The organism is Sphingorhabdus sp., assembly GCF_050921905.1.
GTDB lineage: Bacteria > Pseudomonadota > Alphaproteobacteria > Sphingomonadales > Sphingomonadaceae > Sphingorhabdus_B.
The window spans coordinates 1,183,350-1,201,833 of sequence record NZ_CP050888.1 but is presented as its reverse complement, the minus strand read 5'-3'; the positions used below and the strand labels follow the sequence as shown (position 1 = coordinate 1,201,833).

The 18,484-nt window shown below is 56.1% G+C and carries 20 protein-coding genes, 1 tRNA gene and 1 riboswitch; of the genes, 15 read left to right on the top strand and 6 right to left on the bottom strand.

Annotated features, from left to right (window positions below; all coding sequences use genetic code 11):
- Positions 1 to 20: 20 nt before the first annotated feature.
- From HEQ18_RS05725 to HEQ18_RS05700, 6 genes are all read left to right on the top strand, one after another.
- Positions 21 to 97: transfer RNA gene (locus HEQ18_RS05725), tRNA-Arg, on the top strand.
- Between the two features lie 923 nt (positions 98 to 1,020).
- Entirely contained in the window at positions 1,021 to 1,704 is a 684-nt protein-coding gene (queC, locus tag HEQ18_RS05720) for a 7-cyano-7-deazaguanine synthase QueC (protein WP_432815857.1), read from the top strand.
- Positions 1,701 to 2,339: a 7-carboxy-7-deazaguanine synthase gene (queE, locus tag HEQ18_RS05715; RefSeq protein WP_432815856.1), complete on the top strand. Its 639-nt coding sequence runs from the start codon at positions 1,701 to 1,703 to the stop codon at positions 2,337 to 2,339. Before queC ends, queE begins: the two co-directional genes overlap by 4 nt.
- 69 nt (positions 2,340 to 2,408) lie before the next feature.
- Positions 2,409 to 2,756: a hypothetical protein gene (locus HEQ18_RS05710; RefSeq protein ID WP_432815855.1), complete on the top strand. Its 348-nt coding sequence runs from the start codon at positions 2,409 to 2,411 to the stop codon at positions 2,754 to 2,756.
- A gap of 46 nt (positions 2,757 to 2,802) precedes the next feature.
- Positions 2,803 to 4,149, top strand: coding sequence for a TldD/PmbA family protein (locus tag HEQ18_RS05705; protein ID WP_432815854.1), 1,347 nt, complete (start codon positions 2,803 to 2,805; stop codon positions 4,147 to 4,149).
- Entirely contained in the window at positions 4,142 to 4,942 is an 801-nt protein-coding gene (locus tag HEQ18_RS05700; RefSeq protein WP_397606465.1) for a 3'(2'),5'-bisphosphate nucleotidase CysQ, read from the top strand. Before HEQ18_RS05705 ends, HEQ18_RS05700 begins: the two co-directional genes overlap by 8 nt.
- 61 nt (positions 4,943 to 5,003) lie before the next feature.
- Here the strand turns inward: HEQ18_RS05700 and HEQ18_RS05695 are convergent, their stop codons facing one another.
- Genes HEQ18_RS05695 through crtY form a run of 5 tightly spaced genes read right to left on the bottom strand, consistent with a single transcriptional unit; the run spans position 5,004 to position 9,399 of the window.
- Positions 5,004 to 5,933 carry a phytoene/squalene synthase family protein gene (locus tag HEQ18_RS05695; RefSeq protein ID WP_432815853.1) on the bottom strand — a complete coding sequence of 310 codons (930 nt, stop codon included), beginning with the start codon at positions 5,931 to 5,933 and terminating at the stop codon, positions 5,004 to 5,006.
- A 22-nt stretch (positions 5,934 to 5,955) separates the two neighbouring features.
- Entirely contained in the window at positions 5,956 to 6,537 is a 582-nt protein-coding gene (locus HEQ18_RS05690) for a TIGR00730 family Rossman fold protein (protein WP_432815852.1), read from the bottom strand.
- A 1-nt stretch (position 6,538) separates the two neighbouring features.
- Positions 6,539 to 6,745 (bottom strand): hypothetical protein, encoded by a 207-nt coding sequence (locus HEQ18_RS05685; protein WP_432815851.1) that lies wholly within the window; start codon positions 6,743 to 6,745, stop codon positions 6,539 to 6,541.
- A gap of 3 nt (positions 6,746 to 6,748) precedes the next feature.
- Positions 6,749 to 8,236 (bottom strand): phytoene desaturase, encoded by a 1,488-nt coding sequence (locus HEQ18_RS05680; protein ID WP_432815850.1) that lies wholly within the window; start codon positions 8,234 to 8,236, stop codon positions 6,749 to 6,751.
- Positions 8,233 to 9,399 carry a lycopene beta-cyclase CrtY gene (crtY, locus tag HEQ18_RS05675; RefSeq protein ID WP_432815849.1) on the bottom strand — a complete coding sequence of 389 codons (1,167 nt, stop codon included), beginning with the start codon at positions 9,397 to 9,399 and terminating at the stop codon, positions 8,233 to 8,235. The genes HEQ18_RS05680 and crtY overlap by 4 nt, the downstream gene beginning before the upstream one ends.
- 363 nt (positions 9,400 to 9,762) lie before the next feature.
- Here crtY and HEQ18_RS05670 point away from each other — a divergent pair, with 363 nt between their 5' ends.
- The 4 genes from HEQ18_RS05670 (at position 9,763) to HEQ18_RS05655 (ending at position 12,920) form a co-directional block, all read left to right on the top strand.
- Complete coding sequence (locus HEQ18_RS05670) at positions 9,763 to 10,821, top strand: MBL fold metallo-hydrolase (protein WP_432815848.1); 1,059 nt, start codon at positions 9,763 to 9,765, stop codon at positions 10,819 to 10,821.
- A gap of 24 nt (positions 10,822 to 10,845) precedes the next feature.
- Complete coding sequence (locus HEQ18_RS05665) at positions 10,846 to 11,589, top strand: sterol desaturase family protein (protein ID WP_397603427.1); 744 nt, start codon at positions 10,846 to 10,848, stop codon at positions 11,587 to 11,589.
- On the top strand, positions 11,546 to 11,974 hold the full coding sequence (locus HEQ18_RS05660) for a DUF2141 domain-containing protein (RefSeq protein ID WP_432815847.1): 429 nt from the start codon (positions 11,546 to 11,548) through the stop codon (positions 11,972 to 11,974). The genes HEQ18_RS05665 and HEQ18_RS05660 overlap by 44 nt, the downstream gene beginning before the upstream one ends.
- 76 nt (positions 11,975 to 12,050) lie before the next feature.
- On the top strand, positions 12,051 to 12,920 hold the full coding sequence (locus HEQ18_RS05655; RefSeq protein WP_432815846.1) for a MipA/OmpV family protein: 870 nt from the start codon (positions 12,051 to 12,053) through the stop codon (positions 12,918 to 12,920).
- 13 nt (positions 12,921 to 12,933) lie between these two features.
- Here the strand turns inward: HEQ18_RS05655 and HEQ18_RS05650 are convergent, their stop codons facing one another.
- Positions 12,934 to 13,794, bottom strand: a complete 861-nt coding sequence (locus tag HEQ18_RS05650; protein ID WP_432815845.1) for an MBL fold metallo-hydrolase — start codon at positions 13,792 to 13,794, stop codon at positions 12,934 to 12,936.
- A gap of 65 nt (positions 13,795 to 13,859) precedes the next feature.
- Here HEQ18_RS05650 and HEQ18_RS05645 point away from each other — a divergent pair, with 65 nt between their 5' ends.
- From HEQ18_RS05645 to HEQ18_RS05625, 5 genes are all read left to right on the top strand, one after another.
- Positions 13,860 to 14,192 carry an ArsR/SmtB family transcription factor gene (locus HEQ18_RS05645; RefSeq protein ID WP_397606301.1) on the top strand — a complete coding sequence of 111 codons (333 nt, stop codon included), beginning with the start codon at positions 13,860 to 13,862 and terminating at the stop codon, positions 14,190 to 14,192.
- Positions 14,189 to 14,722 (top strand): rhodanese family protein, encoded by a 534-nt coding sequence (locus HEQ18_RS05640; protein ID WP_432815844.1) that lies wholly within the window; start codon positions 14,189 to 14,191, stop codon positions 14,720 to 14,722. Before HEQ18_RS05645 ends, HEQ18_RS05640 begins: the two co-directional genes overlap by 4 nt.
- A gap of 1 nt (position 14,723) precedes the next feature.
- Positions 14,724 to 15,485, top strand: coding sequence for a sulfite exporter TauE/SafE family protein (locus HEQ18_RS05635; RefSeq protein WP_432815843.1), 762 nt, complete (start codon positions 14,724 to 14,726; stop codon positions 15,483 to 15,485).
- Positions 15,486 to 15,506: 21 nt separating this feature from the next.
- Positions 15,507 to 15,613, top strand: a riboswitch (TPP riboswitch).
- A gap of 74 nt (positions 15,614 to 15,687) precedes the next feature.
- A complete protein-coding gene (thiC, locus tag HEQ18_RS05630) occupies positions 15,688 to 17,547 on the top strand; it encodes a phosphomethylpyrimidine synthase ThiC (protein WP_432815842.1) in 1,860 nt (619 codons plus the stop codon).
- Between the two features lie 34 nt (positions 17,548 to 17,581).
- A complete protein-coding gene (locus HEQ18_RS05625) occupies positions 17,582 to 18,457 on the top strand; it encodes a hypothetical protein (RefSeq protein ID WP_432815841.1) in 876 nt (291 codons plus the stop codon).
- Positions 18,458 to 18,484: the final 27 nt, after the last annotated feature.

Sequence of the window (18,484 nt, the reverse complement as noted above, 5' to 3'; positions counted from 1 at the left end):
CCTAATAGCGGCGTTCCAGTGCACCCGTAGCTCAGCTGGATAGAGCATCAGACTACGAATCTGAGGGCCGGGCGTTCGAATCGCTCCGGGTGCACCATTTTCCCCTCTTTACTAATGTCCGCGTTATGCGCGGTGTCTTAGCAATTTTGTGCACGCAGAGGCGCAGAGGGCAATTCCGGTGACAGGCGCGTCATTCCCGAAATTGACATTTATCGGCTTTTCGCTAACCTGTTATGAACGCATGTGTTTTCGTCACGAATTGTGCAGAGAGGCCAAGATCATCCCCCCGACCTCTCTCCTTATCGGCGGGGCTTTAGCGATATGCGTGTTGGTAAACTAACTGACCTTGGTCGCCACGAAAGACACGCTTCTTGTCTCGCCCGTAACCCCTTTTAATTACCATGACAGGTGCGTCATTCCCGAAATAATCTTGCTGCGGTGCATATTGCGAAATTAAGCCCCTCCCCTTCAGGGGAGGGGTTGGGGTGGGGCATATAGGTTTGCGCAACGCCGACAGGCCCCACCCCCTTCCCCTCCCCTGAAGGGGAGGGGTGATCTAGGGAATTCCGGTAACTTGTGCGTCATCTCCTAAATGGCTGTTGATCCAACTCCCTCACCCCATAGCTCGTCATCCTGAACTTGTTTCAGGATAACATGCGACCGTGGTTCGTTATCCTGAAACAAGTTCAGGATGACGAAAGAGTGGGCAATTCCGGTAACAATTGCGATAAGCCCTAAATAGGTTTCGCTTGCAATGTAGGATTTGTTTTGAGATTCTGTGCGCTACGCCCGCAATTGTGGCGCGACCGGCTCTTTGAATGTGTTGAACCCCACCCCGGCTTTCGTGCCCGGTAAGCCAACCTCGCAAAGTCGAGGTAAGTTTACAGAAATACCGCGTTTTGGGTATATGTTTGTAAACTTAGGCACCAGAATTAACGATTTACCGTGAAAGCTGCATAACCCCACCACCCCACTAACGCAGTCTCGACTTTGCCCATGCCGAACGGCTATGGGGGCGGCATGAGCATAGAGAATAAATCCGCAATCGTCCTTTTGTCGGGCGGCCTTGATTCCATGGTTGTGGCCGGGTTGGCGCAGGAGGCGGGGTATGATCTGATTGCGTTGACCATTGATTATAACCAGCGCCACCGTATTGAACTGGACAGTGCGGCGCGCATTGCCACGCATTTGGGGGCGAAGGAGCATATTCTATTGCCGTTGGACCTGACGCGTTTTGGCGGGTCGGCGTTGACGGCGGATATTGATGTGCCGAAGCAGGGCGTGGAGTCTGGCTTTATTCCGGTGACCTATGTCCCGGCGCGCAACACGATATTTTTGTCCTTGTGCCTTGGCCTGGCCGAAGCGCGCGATGCCCGTGATCTTTGGATTGGGGTCAATGCACTGGATTATTCGGGCTACCCCGATTGCCGCCCCGATTTCATCCGGGCGTTTGAGGCGACGGCCAATTTGGCGACCAAGGCAGGCGTCGAGGGCGACCATTTCACCGTCCACACGCCGTTGCAGCATATGACCAAGGCGGACATTGCGCGGGAGGCTGCGCGGCTTGGGCTCGATGCGGGGATGAGCTGGTCCTGCTATGACCCAAGCCCCGATAATAAGGCCTGCGGTCAATGCGATGCCTGCCGCCTGCGTGCGAAGGGCTTTGCCGATGCGGGGCTACCTGACCCGACCATGTACGCATGAGCTATGCGGTTAAAGAGATTTTCCTGACGTTGCAGGGGGAGGGCGTGCATGCGGGCCGCCGTGCGGTGTTCTTGCGCTTTTCGGGCTGCAATTTGTGGATCGGGCGAGAGGCTGACCGCGCAAGCGCCATTTGCCAGTTTTGCGACACCGATTTTGTCGGCATCGATGGCGAAAATGGCGGGCGTTATGATGCCGACGCGCTGGCGGCCAAGGTTGCCGAGCTGTGGGGCGATGGCACCGACAATCGTTATGTCGTGATCACTGGCGGCGAACCCATGTTGCAGGTGGATGACGGCATCGTCGACGCGCTCCACGCGCAAGCTTTCCAGATCGCGATTGAAAGCAACGGCACGATAAAGGTGCATCCCGGCATTGATTGGGTGTGTATCAGCCCAAAGGCGGGATCGGACGTCATTCACCGCACTGGCGACGAATTGAAACTGGTGTGGCCGCAACCGACCAGTGACCTTGATGCGATGGAGCAATGGCAATTTGCCCATTTCCTTATTCAGCCCATGGATACAGGTGACGCGGGCTTGAATGCAGCCAATGTCGCAGCGGCCACGCGTTTCGTCATGGAGCGACCAAAATGGCGCTTATCCTTGCAAAATCATAAGATTCTGGGCCTTCCCTAGCTACTTGAAAATTTGCTTGAAACCTCTTCGTGAAAGTGACAGTCTTGTGACGGGAAGAGGAGAGAGAAAATGGCAAAAGCCCAAGAATCCCATCTGCGCGCGTATAAAAGCTATGCGAAACGCATGTCTGACCATGTCGCCATTGCTTTGGTCGTGTACACATTAATGCTGATTTTTTTGGTGACGCCGACGATTGAGTCTAGCGGAATGTCGATTTTTCCCTATTTTGTCTTGGTCCTTTTGGTCGCGGCCGTCATTCCGTTGTGCCGGAATTTGGAGCGGCGTTGGCAGGCACAATGTGCGACTGCCCATCCAGACGACGGACTGGAAACGCAATATTTTGCCGACCGGTTGAAACTGTGGGTCGCTGCGATTGCTATTCCGGCTGTGTTGGCGGTGCTATTCACGGTTTTTTGAAGGCCGCTTGATTGACGCTGTAACGGCCCGCGCCTAAGCGGGAATCATGCTGACACCACAACATGCGCTTGATCGCGCGCAAAATCTCGTTTCCCAAGCCATGAAGGCAGGCGCTGACGCGGCGGATGCCGTCTATGTCTGCGATGCCTCGACGGAGGTGCAGGTGCGGCTTGGCCAGTTGGAAGATGTCGCCCGCTCCGAAGGCGAAGATATCGGCCTGCGTGTGTTTGTCGGCCAACGCTCCGCCACCATTTCATCATCCAACATGAACCCGGACATTCTTGCAGGGCTCGTCACCCGCGCTATCGATATGGCAAAGGAAGCGCCGGAGGACCAATATGCTGGCCTTGCGCCGCAGGATCGTTTGTTGACGGGCTCTGTTCCGGATTTTGATAGCGATGACGGCCTTGACCCGGACCCAGCCCATCTGCGTGCGGCTGCGTTGGAATGCGAAGACGCGGCGCGCGCTGTGCCCGGCGTCACCAACAGCGAAGGCGCAGGCGCCAGCGCCGGACGCAGTATCTTTGCGCTGGCCACCAGCCATGGCTTTGCGGGCGTCAAGTCAGCATCCGGCTATGGCATGTCGGCCAGCGTGCTTTCGGGCGATGGCGATGCCAAGGAACGCGATTATGACTGGCGGTCGGCGCGTCATCTTGCAGACCTCGACAGTCCATCCAACATTGGCACCCGGGCGGGGGAACGCGCGGTCAAACGGTTGAACCCCGGCATGGTAAAAAGCGGCCAGATGCCAGTCGTGTTTGACCCACGGGTTGGTGGATCATTCGTTGGCCATTTGCTCGGCGGCATCAGCGGGTCGGCGATTGCGCGTAAAACAAGCTTCCTGCTGGAATCACTTGGCGCGCAATTATTCGACAGCAGCATTTCCATTATCGATGACCCGCACCGGATGCGCGGCCTTGGTTCACGCGCCTTTGATGGTGAAGGCCTGCCCACGACGCGCCGTTATATCATCGAAAAGGGCGCATTGACGGGTTGGTTGATGGAAAGCGCGTCGGCGCGGCAATTGGGGCTGGAACCCACGGGTCACGCCAGTCGCGGGATCAGCGGTGCGCCCAGCGTCAGCCCATCCAATGTGCATCTGGAGGGTGGCAGCGTAAGCGTCACGGAACTGATCGCCGATATCAAACATGGCGTGTATATCCATGAGCTCGCAGGCCAAGGCGTCAACCCGGTTACGGGCGATTACAGCCGGGGTGCCGCAGGGTTCCTCATCATCAACGGCGAAATTGCGGGGCCAGTGAGCGAATTCACCATTGCGGGCAATTTGAAGGACATGTTTGCGGCCATGACTGCGGCCAATGACTTAGAATTCACACGCAGCATGAACGTGCCAACATTGCGTATCGACGGCATGATGATCGCAGGTGCCTGAACGGCAGCTTGACCGCGCCGCCGTTGTAGCCGCCACGCAAGAGGCCGCGGCACTGGCCTTTGCCAGTTGGCGCGAGGGCGCGGCGGCCGACACGAAGGTGTGGGACAAGGGCAAGAATAACCCCGTCAGCGACATCGACATGGCGGTTGACGCCTTTCTCACCACAAGGTTGCGGGCCATTTTGCCGGAGGCCGCGTGGTTGTCGGAAGAAACCGTGGATGACCCGTCACGGCTGGACGCACGATTATTGTGGCTCGTCGACCCTATCGACGGCACCCGCGATTATGTGCGCGGGCGCAGCGGATGGTGCGTGTCGGTGGCTTTGGTGGCAGATGGCCTGCCGGTCTTCGCTGTGATGGCCGCGCCTGCGCAGGGCAAAGTCTGGGTGGCGGCGCACAATGAAGGCGTGACCTGCAATGGAGAGCAGCTTGCGGGCAGCACCCGATTTGACTTCGCCGGATCACGCGTGCCTGCGGATGATTTGCCAAAACTGGATGCTGATCTGGTGACCGTTACCAAGCCCAACAGCATTGCCATGCGCATGACGATGGTCGCTTGCGACCGTGCGGATCTTGTCGCGACATTGCGATGGGGCAATGAATGGGACATCGCGGCGGCGCATTTGGTTGCGCAGGAGGCAGGCGGGATTGTTACCGATGCCTTGGGGCGACCTATACGCTATAACAAACGCGAACCGTTGGATTTCGGCCTGATCTGTTGCGCGCCGGGGATTCATCAAGCGGCAGTGGAGCGTTTGTCGGGCAGAGCGGCGCAACTGCTCGCGTCGTCCTAACCCGATAGCTCCAGGATGATGGACAGGTGAGGTTGCTGTCAGAGTGCTGCTTTCGAAAGCTCTAACGCGCCCGCGTCCACAAAGCATCGCGGTTCATATATCGTGGATTGTTCGCGACCGCATCGACAAACGCCCTGCGCACCCACCGGAATTTTTCTGGCCGGCTTGTGAAAATCCGTTGGTCCCAAGCCTGCGCATCGGCAGCGCGGACCTTGCGTGCGATTTCGCCGTAAATCCCGGCCGCAGACAAGACCGCCCAGCGGGCGCGCAAGGGCAAATGCTTGGCGCCAACGCGTGCCGATGCCTCATATTGTTCGGCCTCATCGGCAAGCCAGCGGCCCATCAGCGCCAGTTTTTTGCGGTTATGCGGCTTCATATGTTCGCCAGGCCCGATATCGAGCATAGCGAGCCAGTCATCGGGCAAATAGCACCGGCCAGCAGCGTCATCCTCCGATATGTCGCGGGCGATATTGGCGAGCTGAAACGCAAGGCCAAGGTCGCAGGCCCTATCGAGCGTGGCGTCATCATCGGCCGGCACGCCCATAACCACCGCCATCATCACGCCAACCGCGCCTGCGACATGGTAACAATATTGATACAGGTCACTTTCGCGGCGCGGGTGCCAGTCGGCGGCGTCGAGGGCAAAACCTTCGATCACATCCTCTGCCATGCGCGGGGTAAGGCCACATTCGCGTGCGACCACGCCCAAGCAGTCAAAGGCTGGGTCGCCCGTGGGCGTTCCGGCGAATGCCATCGCGGTCAATTCGCGTATCGCCTGCAATCGCGCCTGCGGGTCCGAGACAGCCTCCATAGCGCCGCCATGGTCTTGCCCATCGGCCATGTCATCGCATTTGCGGCACCATGCGTAGAGCAACCACACGCGCTCGCGCGTCGTCCGGTTGAACAGGCGGCTGGCGAAGCGAAAGGATTTCGACCCGCGCGAGATACTCTCTTGCGCAAAGGCGATGAGTGCAGGGCGGTTGAACATCATTCCTCCCCGTATCGGGGAGGAGTCACAGGTCATCCGCCTTCATCTGGAAAATCGTTTTGTGCGGCACATAGGCGGCCATTTGGGCCAACAACCCGTCCAGATTATCATCCACAAGCATAATCCCGGTATGTTGTGGCCGGATGAAGCCAACATCGATCATATTCTTGTTAAATGCGATCAACTGGTCGTAAAACCCGGCGACGTTCAACAGGCCAACAGGTTTTTGATGATAGCCAAGCTGTGACCAGCTAATCGCTTCCCACAATTCATCCATCGTGCCCACGCCGCCGGGAATGGTTATAAAACCGTCGGACAAGTCGGTGAAGCGTTGCTTACGCTCGTGCATACCCGATACCACATGCAGCTCGGTACAGCCCTTGTGCGCGACTTCTGCCCCGACCAAAGCCTCTGGGATGATGCCAATCACTTCGCCACCTGCCTCCAGCGCGCTATCTGCCACTGCGCCCATCAGGCCCAGCCGTCCGCCGCCATAGACAACACCAATGCCGCGTTTGGCCAACGCCTTTCCAATGCTGCGCGCAGCTTCGATATAGACCGGGTTTTCAGGGGTTGCTGACCCGCAGTAGACCGCAAGGCGTTTCATATTAGCTCGGCATTTCTTTGATGTTCACATCAATTGGATGTCTTTGAATCATGTTAAATAATTCATCCAATGTTGTCGAAATTTTTTCTAAGTTGTGGGCAACTTTAAGTGTGGCGAGGACCTGAGCTTCTTCAACTGATAGTTTTTCACCAAAGGTAAACTCATTCGAAACCGAATCTTCAGACTCCCAATAAGAAAACTTACTCATAAATTATCCTTTCATAGCCTCTAACATTAATGCGGCTGTTGCTTTTGCGCTGCCCACAACACCGGGGATGCCAGCGCCGGGGTGCGTACCTGCGCCGACAAAATACAGGTTCGATATCGCGTCATCGCGGTTGTGCGCGCGCAAATAGGCCGATTGCCAGAGGACGGGTTCAAGGCTGAACGCGCTGCCCAAATGCGCTGACAAGTCGCGGCTAAAATCTGCGGGTGTATAATGGAACTGGGTGATGATGCGGCTTCGGATATCGGGGATCAGGCGGCGTTCCAGCTCGTCCAATATCCGTTCCTTCATCGCCTCACCCACATCGCCATCCCAATCATGCGGGGCCTTACCCAAATGGGCGACGGGTGCGAGGGCATAAAAGGTGGAGCAGCCTTCGGGCGCAAGGCTGGGGTCGGTGATGGTCGGGTGATGCAAATAGAGCGAGAAGTCCTTTGGCACGACACCATATTTGAAGATGTCGTCCAGCAACCCCTTATAGCGCGGGCCGAACAATATCATGTGGTGCGGGATACCTGGCCATGTGCCCTTTATGCCCAAATGCAGCACGAACAAAGAAGGCGACCAGCTTTTACGATGAAGGGCGTTGCTTGCCCGTTCGCCTCGCTTGTTACCGGTCAACAAATCTTTGTACGTGTGCATCACATCGCCATTTGATGCTGCCATGTCGCAATCCATGCGCCAACCCGATTTTGTCCGCACGCCTATGACCTTGTCACCGCGTGTTTCAATTTCTGCGACGGCATCGTCCAAACGAACGGCCCCGCCAAGCCGTTCGAAATGCGTTACCATGGCATTGACGAGGCGGTTTGTGCCGCCCTTGGCAAACCATACGCCGCCTTCTTTTTCGATGGTGTGGATGAGCGCATAAATTGCGCTGGTACTCATCGGATTGCCGCCAACGAGCAAGGTGTGAAACGACAGCGCTTCGCGTAATTTTTCATCTTTGACGTAAGAAGAGACAATCGAATAAACCGAGCGCCATGCCTGATATTTCGTCAGCGCTGGCGCGGCCTTTATCATGGAGGCAAAGTCGAGAAACGCAACCGAACCAAGCTTTTGATAGCCCTGTTCATATACGCCCTTTGAATATTCGAGAAACTTGCGATAGCCCTCAACATCTTCGGGGTTTAACTTCTCGATCTCCGTTTTCAGCCCCGGCGCATCGTTGGAGTAATCGAAATTCGTACCATCCGGCCAGTTGAGGCGGTAAAACGGGAACACAGGCATCAATTCAACATCGTCCGCCATCTTGTGACCAGACAGCGCCCATAATTCTTCCAGGCATGGCGGATCAGTGATAACGGTCGGGCCACCATCAAAGGTAAAGCCATCCTTCTCCCAATAATAAGCACGGCCACCGGGCTTGTCCCGCGCTTCGATTATTGTGGTCGATATACCTGCGGACTGCAGGCGGATGGCGAGGGCGAGGCCGCCAAAACCGGCACCGATAATGGCGGCTGTCTTGGTCACCTTTTTTTGCTCCGGATCGCTTTTATCGCCCGTCCTATGGAAATGGGTGGCTTACCGGAGAGGATCCGCGCCTTATCCCCAAGCGTCGTATTTCCAGCGTAAAAGCGCTCGATCAATCCGGGCGTTAGCCGGTAAAATCGTTCCAATATCTTATACCGGTCCGCACCATCTGCGCCGCGGAAGAGCATGCGGTTCAATATGCGGAAGAATTTGCCCTTACGCCAATGCTCCTCCGCCCGTTGACGCAGCGCGAGGTTCAATTTGTCACCGTCAAGTTCCGGCTGCTCTGCAATGAAAATCGCGTTGCGCACGGCGTCAGGCAGGGAGTAGCTGGTGACGGGTTGAAAAAAGGCACCCCGCGCGCCGGCCTTGGCGGTCCGACCGCTGCCACTATTCCAATAACTTTCCAGATCGCCGCCCATGACAACCGGTAAAACGCCATTTTCCTCTCGCAAGATGCGTTCGACTTTCCAGCCTTTTTCGTCAGCATAAGCCGCCAGCCGTTGCCGCAAAATGCGCGGGTCATGGTCGGGCTTGTCGCTATAATAAGTGTCTTCGACAAACAGCTTATCCATCGCAAAGGGCAGGACGTAAACGAAACGATAGCCGTCATGTTGGTCCACCGTGGCGTCCATGACGATTGGCTTGGTGATGTTGTGCGGCTCGGACAATTGCATCAACTGACCCGTGAATTTTTGCCAACCGCAGTCGAGATGATACAAATCGCCAGCGCCGCGCACATCGATAACACCGCCTGCGTTGATCCGCTGCGCGCCGTCGAGCACCACGAGACGCGGTGAAACCGCTTTCACTTCTCGGCCAAGCATTAAGGAAGATGCCGGCAGATTATGCCGCAAAACCCAATCGAGGCGTTCAGATTCGATGGTGTAATAAATGTTATCAAGCGACCGGCTGTGCGCGGGAAATTTCACGTCATAACCCGACCAGCCATAAGTGACCAAAGGCGCGGTCAGCCAGCGATGCTCAGGCAAAATGTCGCTCGCAAAGTAGCTCCAGATATGATTGCCGCCAAAGCTTTGACCTTGTTCGATCAGTACAACATGTAACTCGGGCCGCGTCTCTGCAAGTGCCAGCGCGATCAGCCCGCCAGCTAGACCACCACCAACAATGGCAACGTCGCATTTGATGTTTTCGAAAGTCACGCCAATGTCCTAGCGCAGGCATTTTGCAAGGGAAAGGCCCCTGCCACTGTAATGCACAGCTTTCTAGGGTCAGGACCACTTAAATCCACCTTCGCGGTTTGAGGCCATATTGTTCAGTGCAAGGCGGCAAGCGCAGGGCTTAGTGGTTCTAAGTCCAAGCTTGCCAACGTGGCAATGGACAGTGTGGGTCAAATCCGAAGGACGTCTTGACGCCGCGAAGGTGGATTTAAGTGGTCCTGACCCTAAGCCATCATTTTCAACAGCGGCGCGATGGCGCAATATTTTCTACATGCTATTCAGACGCAAGATAGGTAGGAGTCGCGCACGGTTCGCAGCGAAAGCTGCTGCATATGGGGGGTGAACATGCGTAAAAAATGGCTTTTGGGGGTGCTTGGGCTAATCGGGCTCGTGTGCGCGGTTGCTTATACGCAGCGCGACACAATCGCGATGGCGCTTGTTAGTCGCGCCGCAGATGGCGCTATGGCGCGCAACGTGATGGCGGATTTGCCGGCTGACCAACTGCATGTCGGTTTCTGTGGCACGGGTTCCCCCTTACCAAGTCGCGATCGCGCCGCCGCCTGTACTGTGGTTATCGCCAGTGGTAGGCTGTTCGTATTCGACATGGGTGAAGGTTCTGGCGAAACATTGTCCCTGATGGGGATGCCTCTGGATAAAGTGCAAGGCGTGTGGCTGACGCATTTACACAGCGACCATTTCGAAGGCCTTGGCCCATTTACCTTGCAACGCTGGGCAGGGACGAGCGCCAAAACGCCTTTGAAGGTGTCCGGCCCCAGTGGCGTCTCCGAAATCACTGACGGGTTGAACGCGGCCTATCGCATTGATTCCACTTACCGTGTTGCGCATCATGGCGAAGCCGTTGTGCCGCCGTCCGGCTTTGGTATGACAGGCGCGGCTATCCAGCCGGGGATAGTGTATGCGGGCAACGGCGTCCGTATCACGGCGTTTGCCGTCGACCATGACCCAATCACTCCCGCATTTGGCTATCGCGTCGATTATAATGGCAAGAGCGTCACGATCACAGGCGACACGGCGTTTACGCCGAAACTTGCGGTTGCGGCCAAGGGTTCGGATCTGTTGTTGAGCGAGCTGCTTTCCCCGCGGATCGTCGCTACGCTCGCCAACAGCGCGCAAAAGGCTGGCATGGCCAACCGCGCCAAAATTTTTGACGACATCCAAAATTACCATATCAGCCCCGAACTGGCCGCCGATGTTGCCACGTCGGCCGATGTGGGCATGATCGCCTTCACGCATATCGTGCCGTCTGTACCCAAATTGCTCGAGTTTGCGTTATTAGGTGAAGCGGGCACCCGTTATGACGGGCCAATATCGGTCATGCATGATGGTGATGTTATCAGTATATCCGGCCCGAAAACGTTCAAAACGCGCAATTTGCTAAAGTAATCGCAAAAAGGCTAAGGCCACGATATGGATAGCTTGCTTGTCTTGATTTTGTCTGCTGCGGCGATGACGGCGATTGTGGGAACGCGCTATTTGCTTGTCAGCGGCGCGTTCGCTTGGGCAACCAAGATCCGGGAACCCGGGCTATATGCTGGCCTTGATATCCAGATTAAGCGCGAAATCGGTTGGAGCCTTGCCAGCGCTGCCATCTATGGCATTCCTGCCGGTATTGTTGCCTGGGGCTGGGATAGCTTTGGCTGGACGCAGATCTACACCGACGTGAACGCGTTTCCTGCGTGGTATCTTCCGGTTTCGGTTTTCCTGTATTTAGGGGCGCATGATACGTGGTTTTATTGGACGCACCGCCTGATGCATCGACCATTTTGGTTCAAGGCTGCACATGCGGTTCACCATGAAAGCCGCCCGCCGACCGCTTGGGCCGCGATGGCCTTTCATCCATGGGAGGCGTTGTCCGGCGCGTTCGTCATACCCGTGCTGGTTTTTCTAATACCCGTTCATGTTGGGGCATTGGGCGCTGTGTTAGCGATCATGACGATCATGGGCGTGACCAACCATATGGGGTGGGAATGCTTTCCCAAATTCATAGTTAATGGCAGGTTGGGGCGCTGGCTGATAACGGCGACGCACCACCAGAAGCACCATGACGCATATAGGGGGAATTATGGTTTATATTTCAGGTTTTGGGACAAAATGTGCGGCACTGATCTTGGCCTCGGCGATTGGAGCCGCCGCCCTCACGAGCGCGGCTGAGGCAACAGCATCCCCGGCAACGCTTGAGGTCAATATTTACGGCCTGCGCAGTATGAAGGGCAATATTCTGGTCTGCGTTACCGCAAATCCCCGCTTTTTCCCCGACTGCGGTAAAGATCCGAAAAGCTTTCGCGCCACTGTGCCAGCGCGCGATTCTGCGCAGGTTTCCTTCCGCGGCATTACCCAAGGCACCTATGCCGTAGCCTTGGTCCATGATGAAAATGGCAATAGCAAAATGGACATGGCCATATTCGTTCCGAAAGAAGGCTTTGGTTTTTCGCGCAACCCCGCGATCGTCACTGGGCCGCCGAAGTTCAAAGCTGCCGCTTTTGCCATTGATGCCCCTGAAGTCAGCCAGCGGGTTAAAATGAAATATATGCTCTAATGCGCATAGCTTTAGTGTAAGAGGAACTAAGTGAACATTTGGGTCGTTCCCATATCTGGTTCAACGGGAGCATTTCATGACGATCTTTAAATACTGCGCCGCCGCCTTGTTTGCTAGCGTCGCGCTTTGCGCACCTGCCTTTGCTCAAGAAGATCAAGCGCCCGCAGACGAACGCCCCAATCGCAGCGTATTTGCCGGTGACTGGGTGACGGTTGGCCTTGGTGCAGGCTTAAGTCCCAGCTACGATGGGTCCGACCAATATGAACTTTTTCCGGCACCGCTTGTTCAAGGTAGCGTCAAAGGCATTGACTTTGGCGCACGTGGCCCGGGGCTGTATGTTGACCTCATCGCCGATGGAAACAGTGGCAAGGATGTGAAATTCCTCGCAGGCCCTTTGTTACGTTTCCGCATGGACCGCAATGGCGATATCAAGGACCCCGTGGTCCGTTTGCTGGGCAAGGAAGATGTCGCTATCGAGGTCGGTGCCACCGCTGGGGTGTCATTCTCCAAAATACTGCATCGCTTCGATGTCGTAACCATTTCCAGCGACATTCAGTGGGATGTGGCCGGCGCACATAAGGGCCGCATCATCAGCCCAAGCATCAGCTATGCTACGCCATTGTCGACCGCGATATTTACTATGTTCAGCCTGTCGGCAACGCATGTAGACGGTAACTACGCCGATACCTATTTCAGCATCGATCAAGCCGGTAGCATCGCAAGCGGACTGCCGCTATTCGACGCGAAGGGCGGCTGGAAAAGCTATGGCGCAAGCCTGCTCGGCGCGGTCGATTTATCAGGCGACGCGCGCGATGGCGGATGGGGAATCTATGGTCTCATCAATTATTCCCGGTTAACCAACGATGCCGCACGATCACCCGTCACATCGCTGCGCGGCGACGCGGACCAATGGTTTATGGCGGGCGGGATCAGCTACACCTTTTGACGAGGGAGCCGCGCTAGAGCGCGTTTATCGGCAATCTTAGATAGACATGCCCGCCCGGTGATGCCGGTGGTAGCGCGCCAGCTCTGATATTCACCTGAAGCGCTGGCAGGATGAGTTGCGGCGCCTCCAATGTTTTGTCGCGCGCGGTCCGCATTGCAATGAACTCTGCTTCGCTGATGCCGTCATGCATGTGGACATTGTGCGCGCGCTGGTCGGCAACGGTCGTTTCCCAGACATATTCGCTTCGCCCTTTGGGCAAATAATCATGGCCGACAAAAATGCGCGTTTCAGGCGGCAGGTCGAGTATCTTGCGTATGGACCCGTAAAGCGCGTGCGCGCTTCCGCCAGGGAAATCGGCGCGCGCGGTGCCATAATCCGGCATGAACATGGTGTCTCCGACAAATGCCGCATCACCGATGACATAAGTTACACAAGCGGGCGTGTGGCCGGGCGTGTGCAGAACGTTGATTGAGAGGTTACCAAGTTGCAAACTATCGCCGTCCTGTACCAAGCGGTCGAAAGCTGCCCCGTCATGGGTGACATCGTCGGCTTCAAACAATGCGCCGAATATTGTTTGAACCTGCGTAATCTGCGCGCCAATGACAACAGGGGCACCCGTGACTTGGCGTAGATGATGCGCGGCCGAAAGATGGTCGGCATGAGCGTGCGTTTCCAACACATAGATGATGTCGAGACCCTGACCTGCCGCCGCCTTGAGCAGCGCATCAGCGGAAGTTGTTGCTATGCGACCATTGCGCGGCGTGAAATCGAGGACGGGGTCAATGATCGCGGCTTTTTTCGTGGCGGGGTCGTAGACAATATAGCTGACGGTATTGGTCGCATGATCGAAAAAAGCTTGGATGGACGGATGCATGAGTCGTCTCCTTCTTCATTTATATTAGCAATTGCTAAATTAGATTAAAAGCATATAATCACATCATGTTTGATATGACCCGTTTTGACCTCAGCCTGTTTGAGGAAAGTGCTGGCCGCGCCGCGGCGTTGTTGCGTCTGCTGAGCAATGAAAAACGGCTGATGGTCTTGTGCCAGCTTGCCGATGGCGAACTATCGGTGAGTGAAATCCAATCGCGTATTGGCCTGTCGCAATCCGCCTTGTCGCAGCATTTGGCACTTTTACGTGACGAAGGCGTTGTGGCGACACGGCGTGAACGCCAAACAATCTATTACCGTGTCGCCGACCAGGCCGCGATGCGCATCATGCAGACGCTGGCCGAACTCTTCTGTCCACCCGAAATGAGGACGCATATATGACCGCTTTACTCCACCCACTTACACCGCAACAGGTGCGTGAACGTCTCGATGCCGGACGCGCCATCTTGGTCGACATTCGGGAGGCAGATGAATTTGTCCGCAGCCATATCACTGGCCCCCAGTCACAACCGCTGTCGACATGGGAAAAGGCGCATCTGTCGGTTGATCCCGACGCCGATGTAATTTTCACCTGCAGGTCGGGCATGCGCACCGCTGGTGCCTGTGATCGCCTTGCCGCGCGGGTGAACGGCGATGCCTTTGTAATGCAGGGCGGGCTGGATGCATGGACCAAGGCTGGCTTGCCCGTGGCAACCAATGCCGACGCGCCGATGGAGATTATGCGTCAGGTTCAGATTGCCGCAGGTTCGCTTGTGCTCATCGGCGTTCTGCTTGGCTTTCTTGTTTCTCCTGCATGGTTTGGTCTATCTGGGTTCGTCGGGGCAGGGTTGACCTTTGCTGGCATCAGCGGATTTTGCGGCATGGCACGATTGTTGATGCTTGCCCCGTGGAACCGTGTGAAGTCCATCTGACATGGCGATGGAGACACTGTTGCTTGCCGGACTTGGCGGCGCCTTAATTGGGCTGCTTCTGACTTTGTTTGGCGGCGGCGGGTCGGTGTTGGCAACGCCGTGGCTGATTTATGTTGTTGGCCTGACGGACACACACGCCGCGATTGGCACATCCGCAGCGGCGGTCGCGGTGAATGCGTCCATCGGCCTTGCCGCCCAATCACGGGCAGGGCGAGTCAAATGGCCTTGCGCGATTACCTTCGGGATAGCCGGGCTCGCAGGCGCGCTTGTGGGCGCACAATTGGCAAAGCAAGTGGATGGTGACGCATTGCTGATGTGGTTTGCAATTGCGATGATCGCCATTGCAGGTTCCATGCTCATTCCAAAGAAAAGCGATGGCGACCCTGCTGTGCGTCTTACGCCTCCGATGGTGCTGAAACTTGCGCCGATCGGCTTGATTGCGGGCCTTGCCGCAGGGTTTTTCGGCATTGGCGGTGGGTTCCTCATTGCGCCGGGGCTGATGGCGTCTACCGGCATGACGCTCGCCAACGCTGGCGCATCGTCTTTGGTGTCGGTCAGCTTGTTTGGCGGAGCAACCAGCCTGTCTTATGCCGCGTCAGGACAGCTGATCTGGCCACTGTTCGGTGCGTTAGTTGTCGGCGGTGCAGGCGGAACATTGGCCGCATTGCCATTGGCGAAGCTGCTGGAAAAACGCACCGCAATTGCCCGCACGATATTTGCGTTGATGGTCATCACCGTCGCGATATTTATCTTGCTGGACTGACTGCGCCACCTCGGCTATCTCATTTTATCCCCGGGGAGTCGAACGACTGAGAGGCGGTGCTGATATGCCCGCGACCCGCTGAACCTGATCCCGTTTGCACGGGCGTAGGGAGGTGAGACCGCAGTCAGTCCGGGGGACTGGCGAGGACCGAGCCCGGTCTTCACGCTTACTCGCTTTCCTTATGACATTTTGGAGAGAGATAATGGCAGACGTTCCCGCACGCACTGAGATCGGCGTCACCACTGGCCCTATTCGGGGTAGCAAGAAAATCCATGTTGGCCCGTTGAACGTCGCGATGCGCGAAATCCATTTGGAACCTAGCTCCGGCGAGCCACCTGTGCGCGTGTATGACACCAGCGGCCCCTATACCGACAGCAACGCCCGCATCGACATTAGCGTTGGCCTTCCCGAACTGCGCCGCCCGTGGATCATGACGCGCAACGATGTGACTGAAGTCACCCAGCGCGAGGTAAAACCCGAAGACAATGGTCAGCTTGGCCCCGACCGCAGCGGCGGCGTCGCGCCATTCCCCAATGTCCGCAAACAAGTGCTCCGTGCAAAGCCCGGCATGAACGTCAGCCAAATGCATTATGCGCGTAAGGGCATCATCACGCCTGAAATGGAATATGTCGCCGAGCGCGAAAATCTGGGCCGCGCGCGGCTGGCCGAATATAAGCGCGATGGTGAAAGCTTTGGCGCGTCGATCCCCGATTATGTCACGCCCGAATTTGTCCGCGACGAAATCGCCCGTGGCCGCGCGATCATTCCCAACAATATCAACCACCCTGAATCCGAACCGATGGCGATCGGCCGCAATTTCCTTGTGAAGATCAACGCCAATATCGGCAACAGCGCGGTTGCGTCCGATGTCGCGACTGAGGTCGACAAGATGGTCTGGTCGATCCGTTGGGGTGCTGACACCGTTATGGATCTGTCCACTGGCCGTAACATCCACGACACCCGCGAATGGATCATCCGCAATTCGCCTGTTCCCATCGGCACTGTGCCGATTTATCAGGCGCTGGAAAAGGTCGGCGGCGTGGCAGAAGACCTGACATGGGAAATCTTCGCCGATACGTTGATTGAGCAAGCTGAACAGGGCGTCGATTATTTCACCATCCACGCGGGCGTCCGCCTGCCTTATGTTCCATTGGCGGCAAAGCGCATGACGGGCATCGTGTCACGCGGCGGCAGCATCATGGCGAAATGGTGCTTGGCGCATCATAAGGAAAGCTTCCTCTACGAACGCTTTGACGAAATCACCGAGATTATGAAGGCCTATGACGTCGCCTACAGCCTTGGTGACGGCCTGCGCCCCGGCAGCATTTACGACGCCAATGACGAAGCGCAATTTGCCGAGCTCTATACGCTGGGTGAGCTGACGAAGCGCGCATGGGCGCAGGATGTTCAGGTCATGATCGAAGGGCCAGGGCATGTCCCGATGCACAAGATCAAAGAGAATATGGAAAAGCAGTTGGAGGCGTGTGGCGAGGCACCATTCTACACGCTTGGACCGCTCACCACCGACATCGCGCCGGGATATGACCATATCACCAGCGGCATCGGCGCGGCGCAGATCGGTTGGTACGGCACCGCGATGCTCTGCTACGTCACGCCAAAAGAGCATTTGGGCCTGCCTGACCGTGACGATGTGAAGGTCGGCGTGATCACCTATAAGCTTGCCGCGCATGCCGCCGACTTGGCCAAGGGCCACCCCGCCGCGCAAGTCCGCGACGATGCACTAAGCAAGGCACGCTTCGAATTCCGCTGGCGCGACCAGTTCAACCTGAGCCTCGACCCCGACACCGCGGAGCAATATCACGACCAGACGCTGCCAGCCGAAGGCGCCAAAACCGCGCATTTCTGTAGCATGTGCGGGCCTAAGTTTTGTTCGATGAAGATCAGCCAGGAAGTGCGGGAGTTTGCGCGGTTGCAGAACCAGTCAGCGGACAATTTCGTCGCCGCCGAAGAAGCAGAGGCCGGCATGGCGCAAATGAGCAAGGTCTATGACGAAACCGGGCGGGAGTTGTATATGGGTGTTGGTGATCGGGAGCATGATTGATATTTAGCCAAATAAGGAGGGTGCTGTCGACACTATGAAAAAACCAACCCTGCCTCACAAACGAACAAAGAGTGCCGAGCACCATTATTTTCCAAAAAGTCTGCAGCGATACTGGAGAAATCCTGAAGGACTAGTCCATAGAAGGAATAGCAGGGGTGAAATTAAAACTTCAAAGAACGGCACGTTTGGTCAAATAAGGAATGCGCATCGAATTCAAATAGCTGACGTGCCTACGGTGTGGGACGAGAGTTTTGAGTATATATTTGGTCGAGCTGATACCGGTTTTCGTGAACTGATCGAGTTATTCGAAAATAGCGTTAGGCTCTCATCCGCCAACGTTGGTGACATCTCCGCTCGGTTTTTACCCGTCTGGCAGTTCGAGCAAGATTCCAGTTTGTTAAGCGAATGCATTGCTTCGTTGGTAGTTCGGAGCCCCGGATTTCGAAATTCAATCCGAGTTGGCGTTCAACCATTTCACGATGGACCAGTGCCAGACCATCTCATTTCGGGCAACCAACGGCACGTGCTGACAGACTACGCTAAAGCTATGAGTCAAAGAGGCAAATATATATTCATGACTGCTGGCGAAGGTGAGTTCATCTTCGGGGACGGAATGCTGAATAATTTTCGATCTGGCGGACCGCCGTCACCTTTCAATCCGAGATGCCTGGTCCCACTCACTCCGCAGCTTGCTATCGGATATGATTGCCCTTCAAGCTATTCTGTGCCGGGGCGCTTTATGTCGATCCAATTGTCAAAACAAGAGGTTGATGAAATCAACTTTTACACCATGGTTTACAGTAAAGAACATATTTATTATCGAAGTCAATGTCCTCAAGATTTAACTGAATTAGAGCGTTTTTCGAGCCGTCTGAATCGAAAGGGGATTCCCATCGGCCGTGATTTCTGATTCAGTATCGGTGCCGGTGAAGGAGGC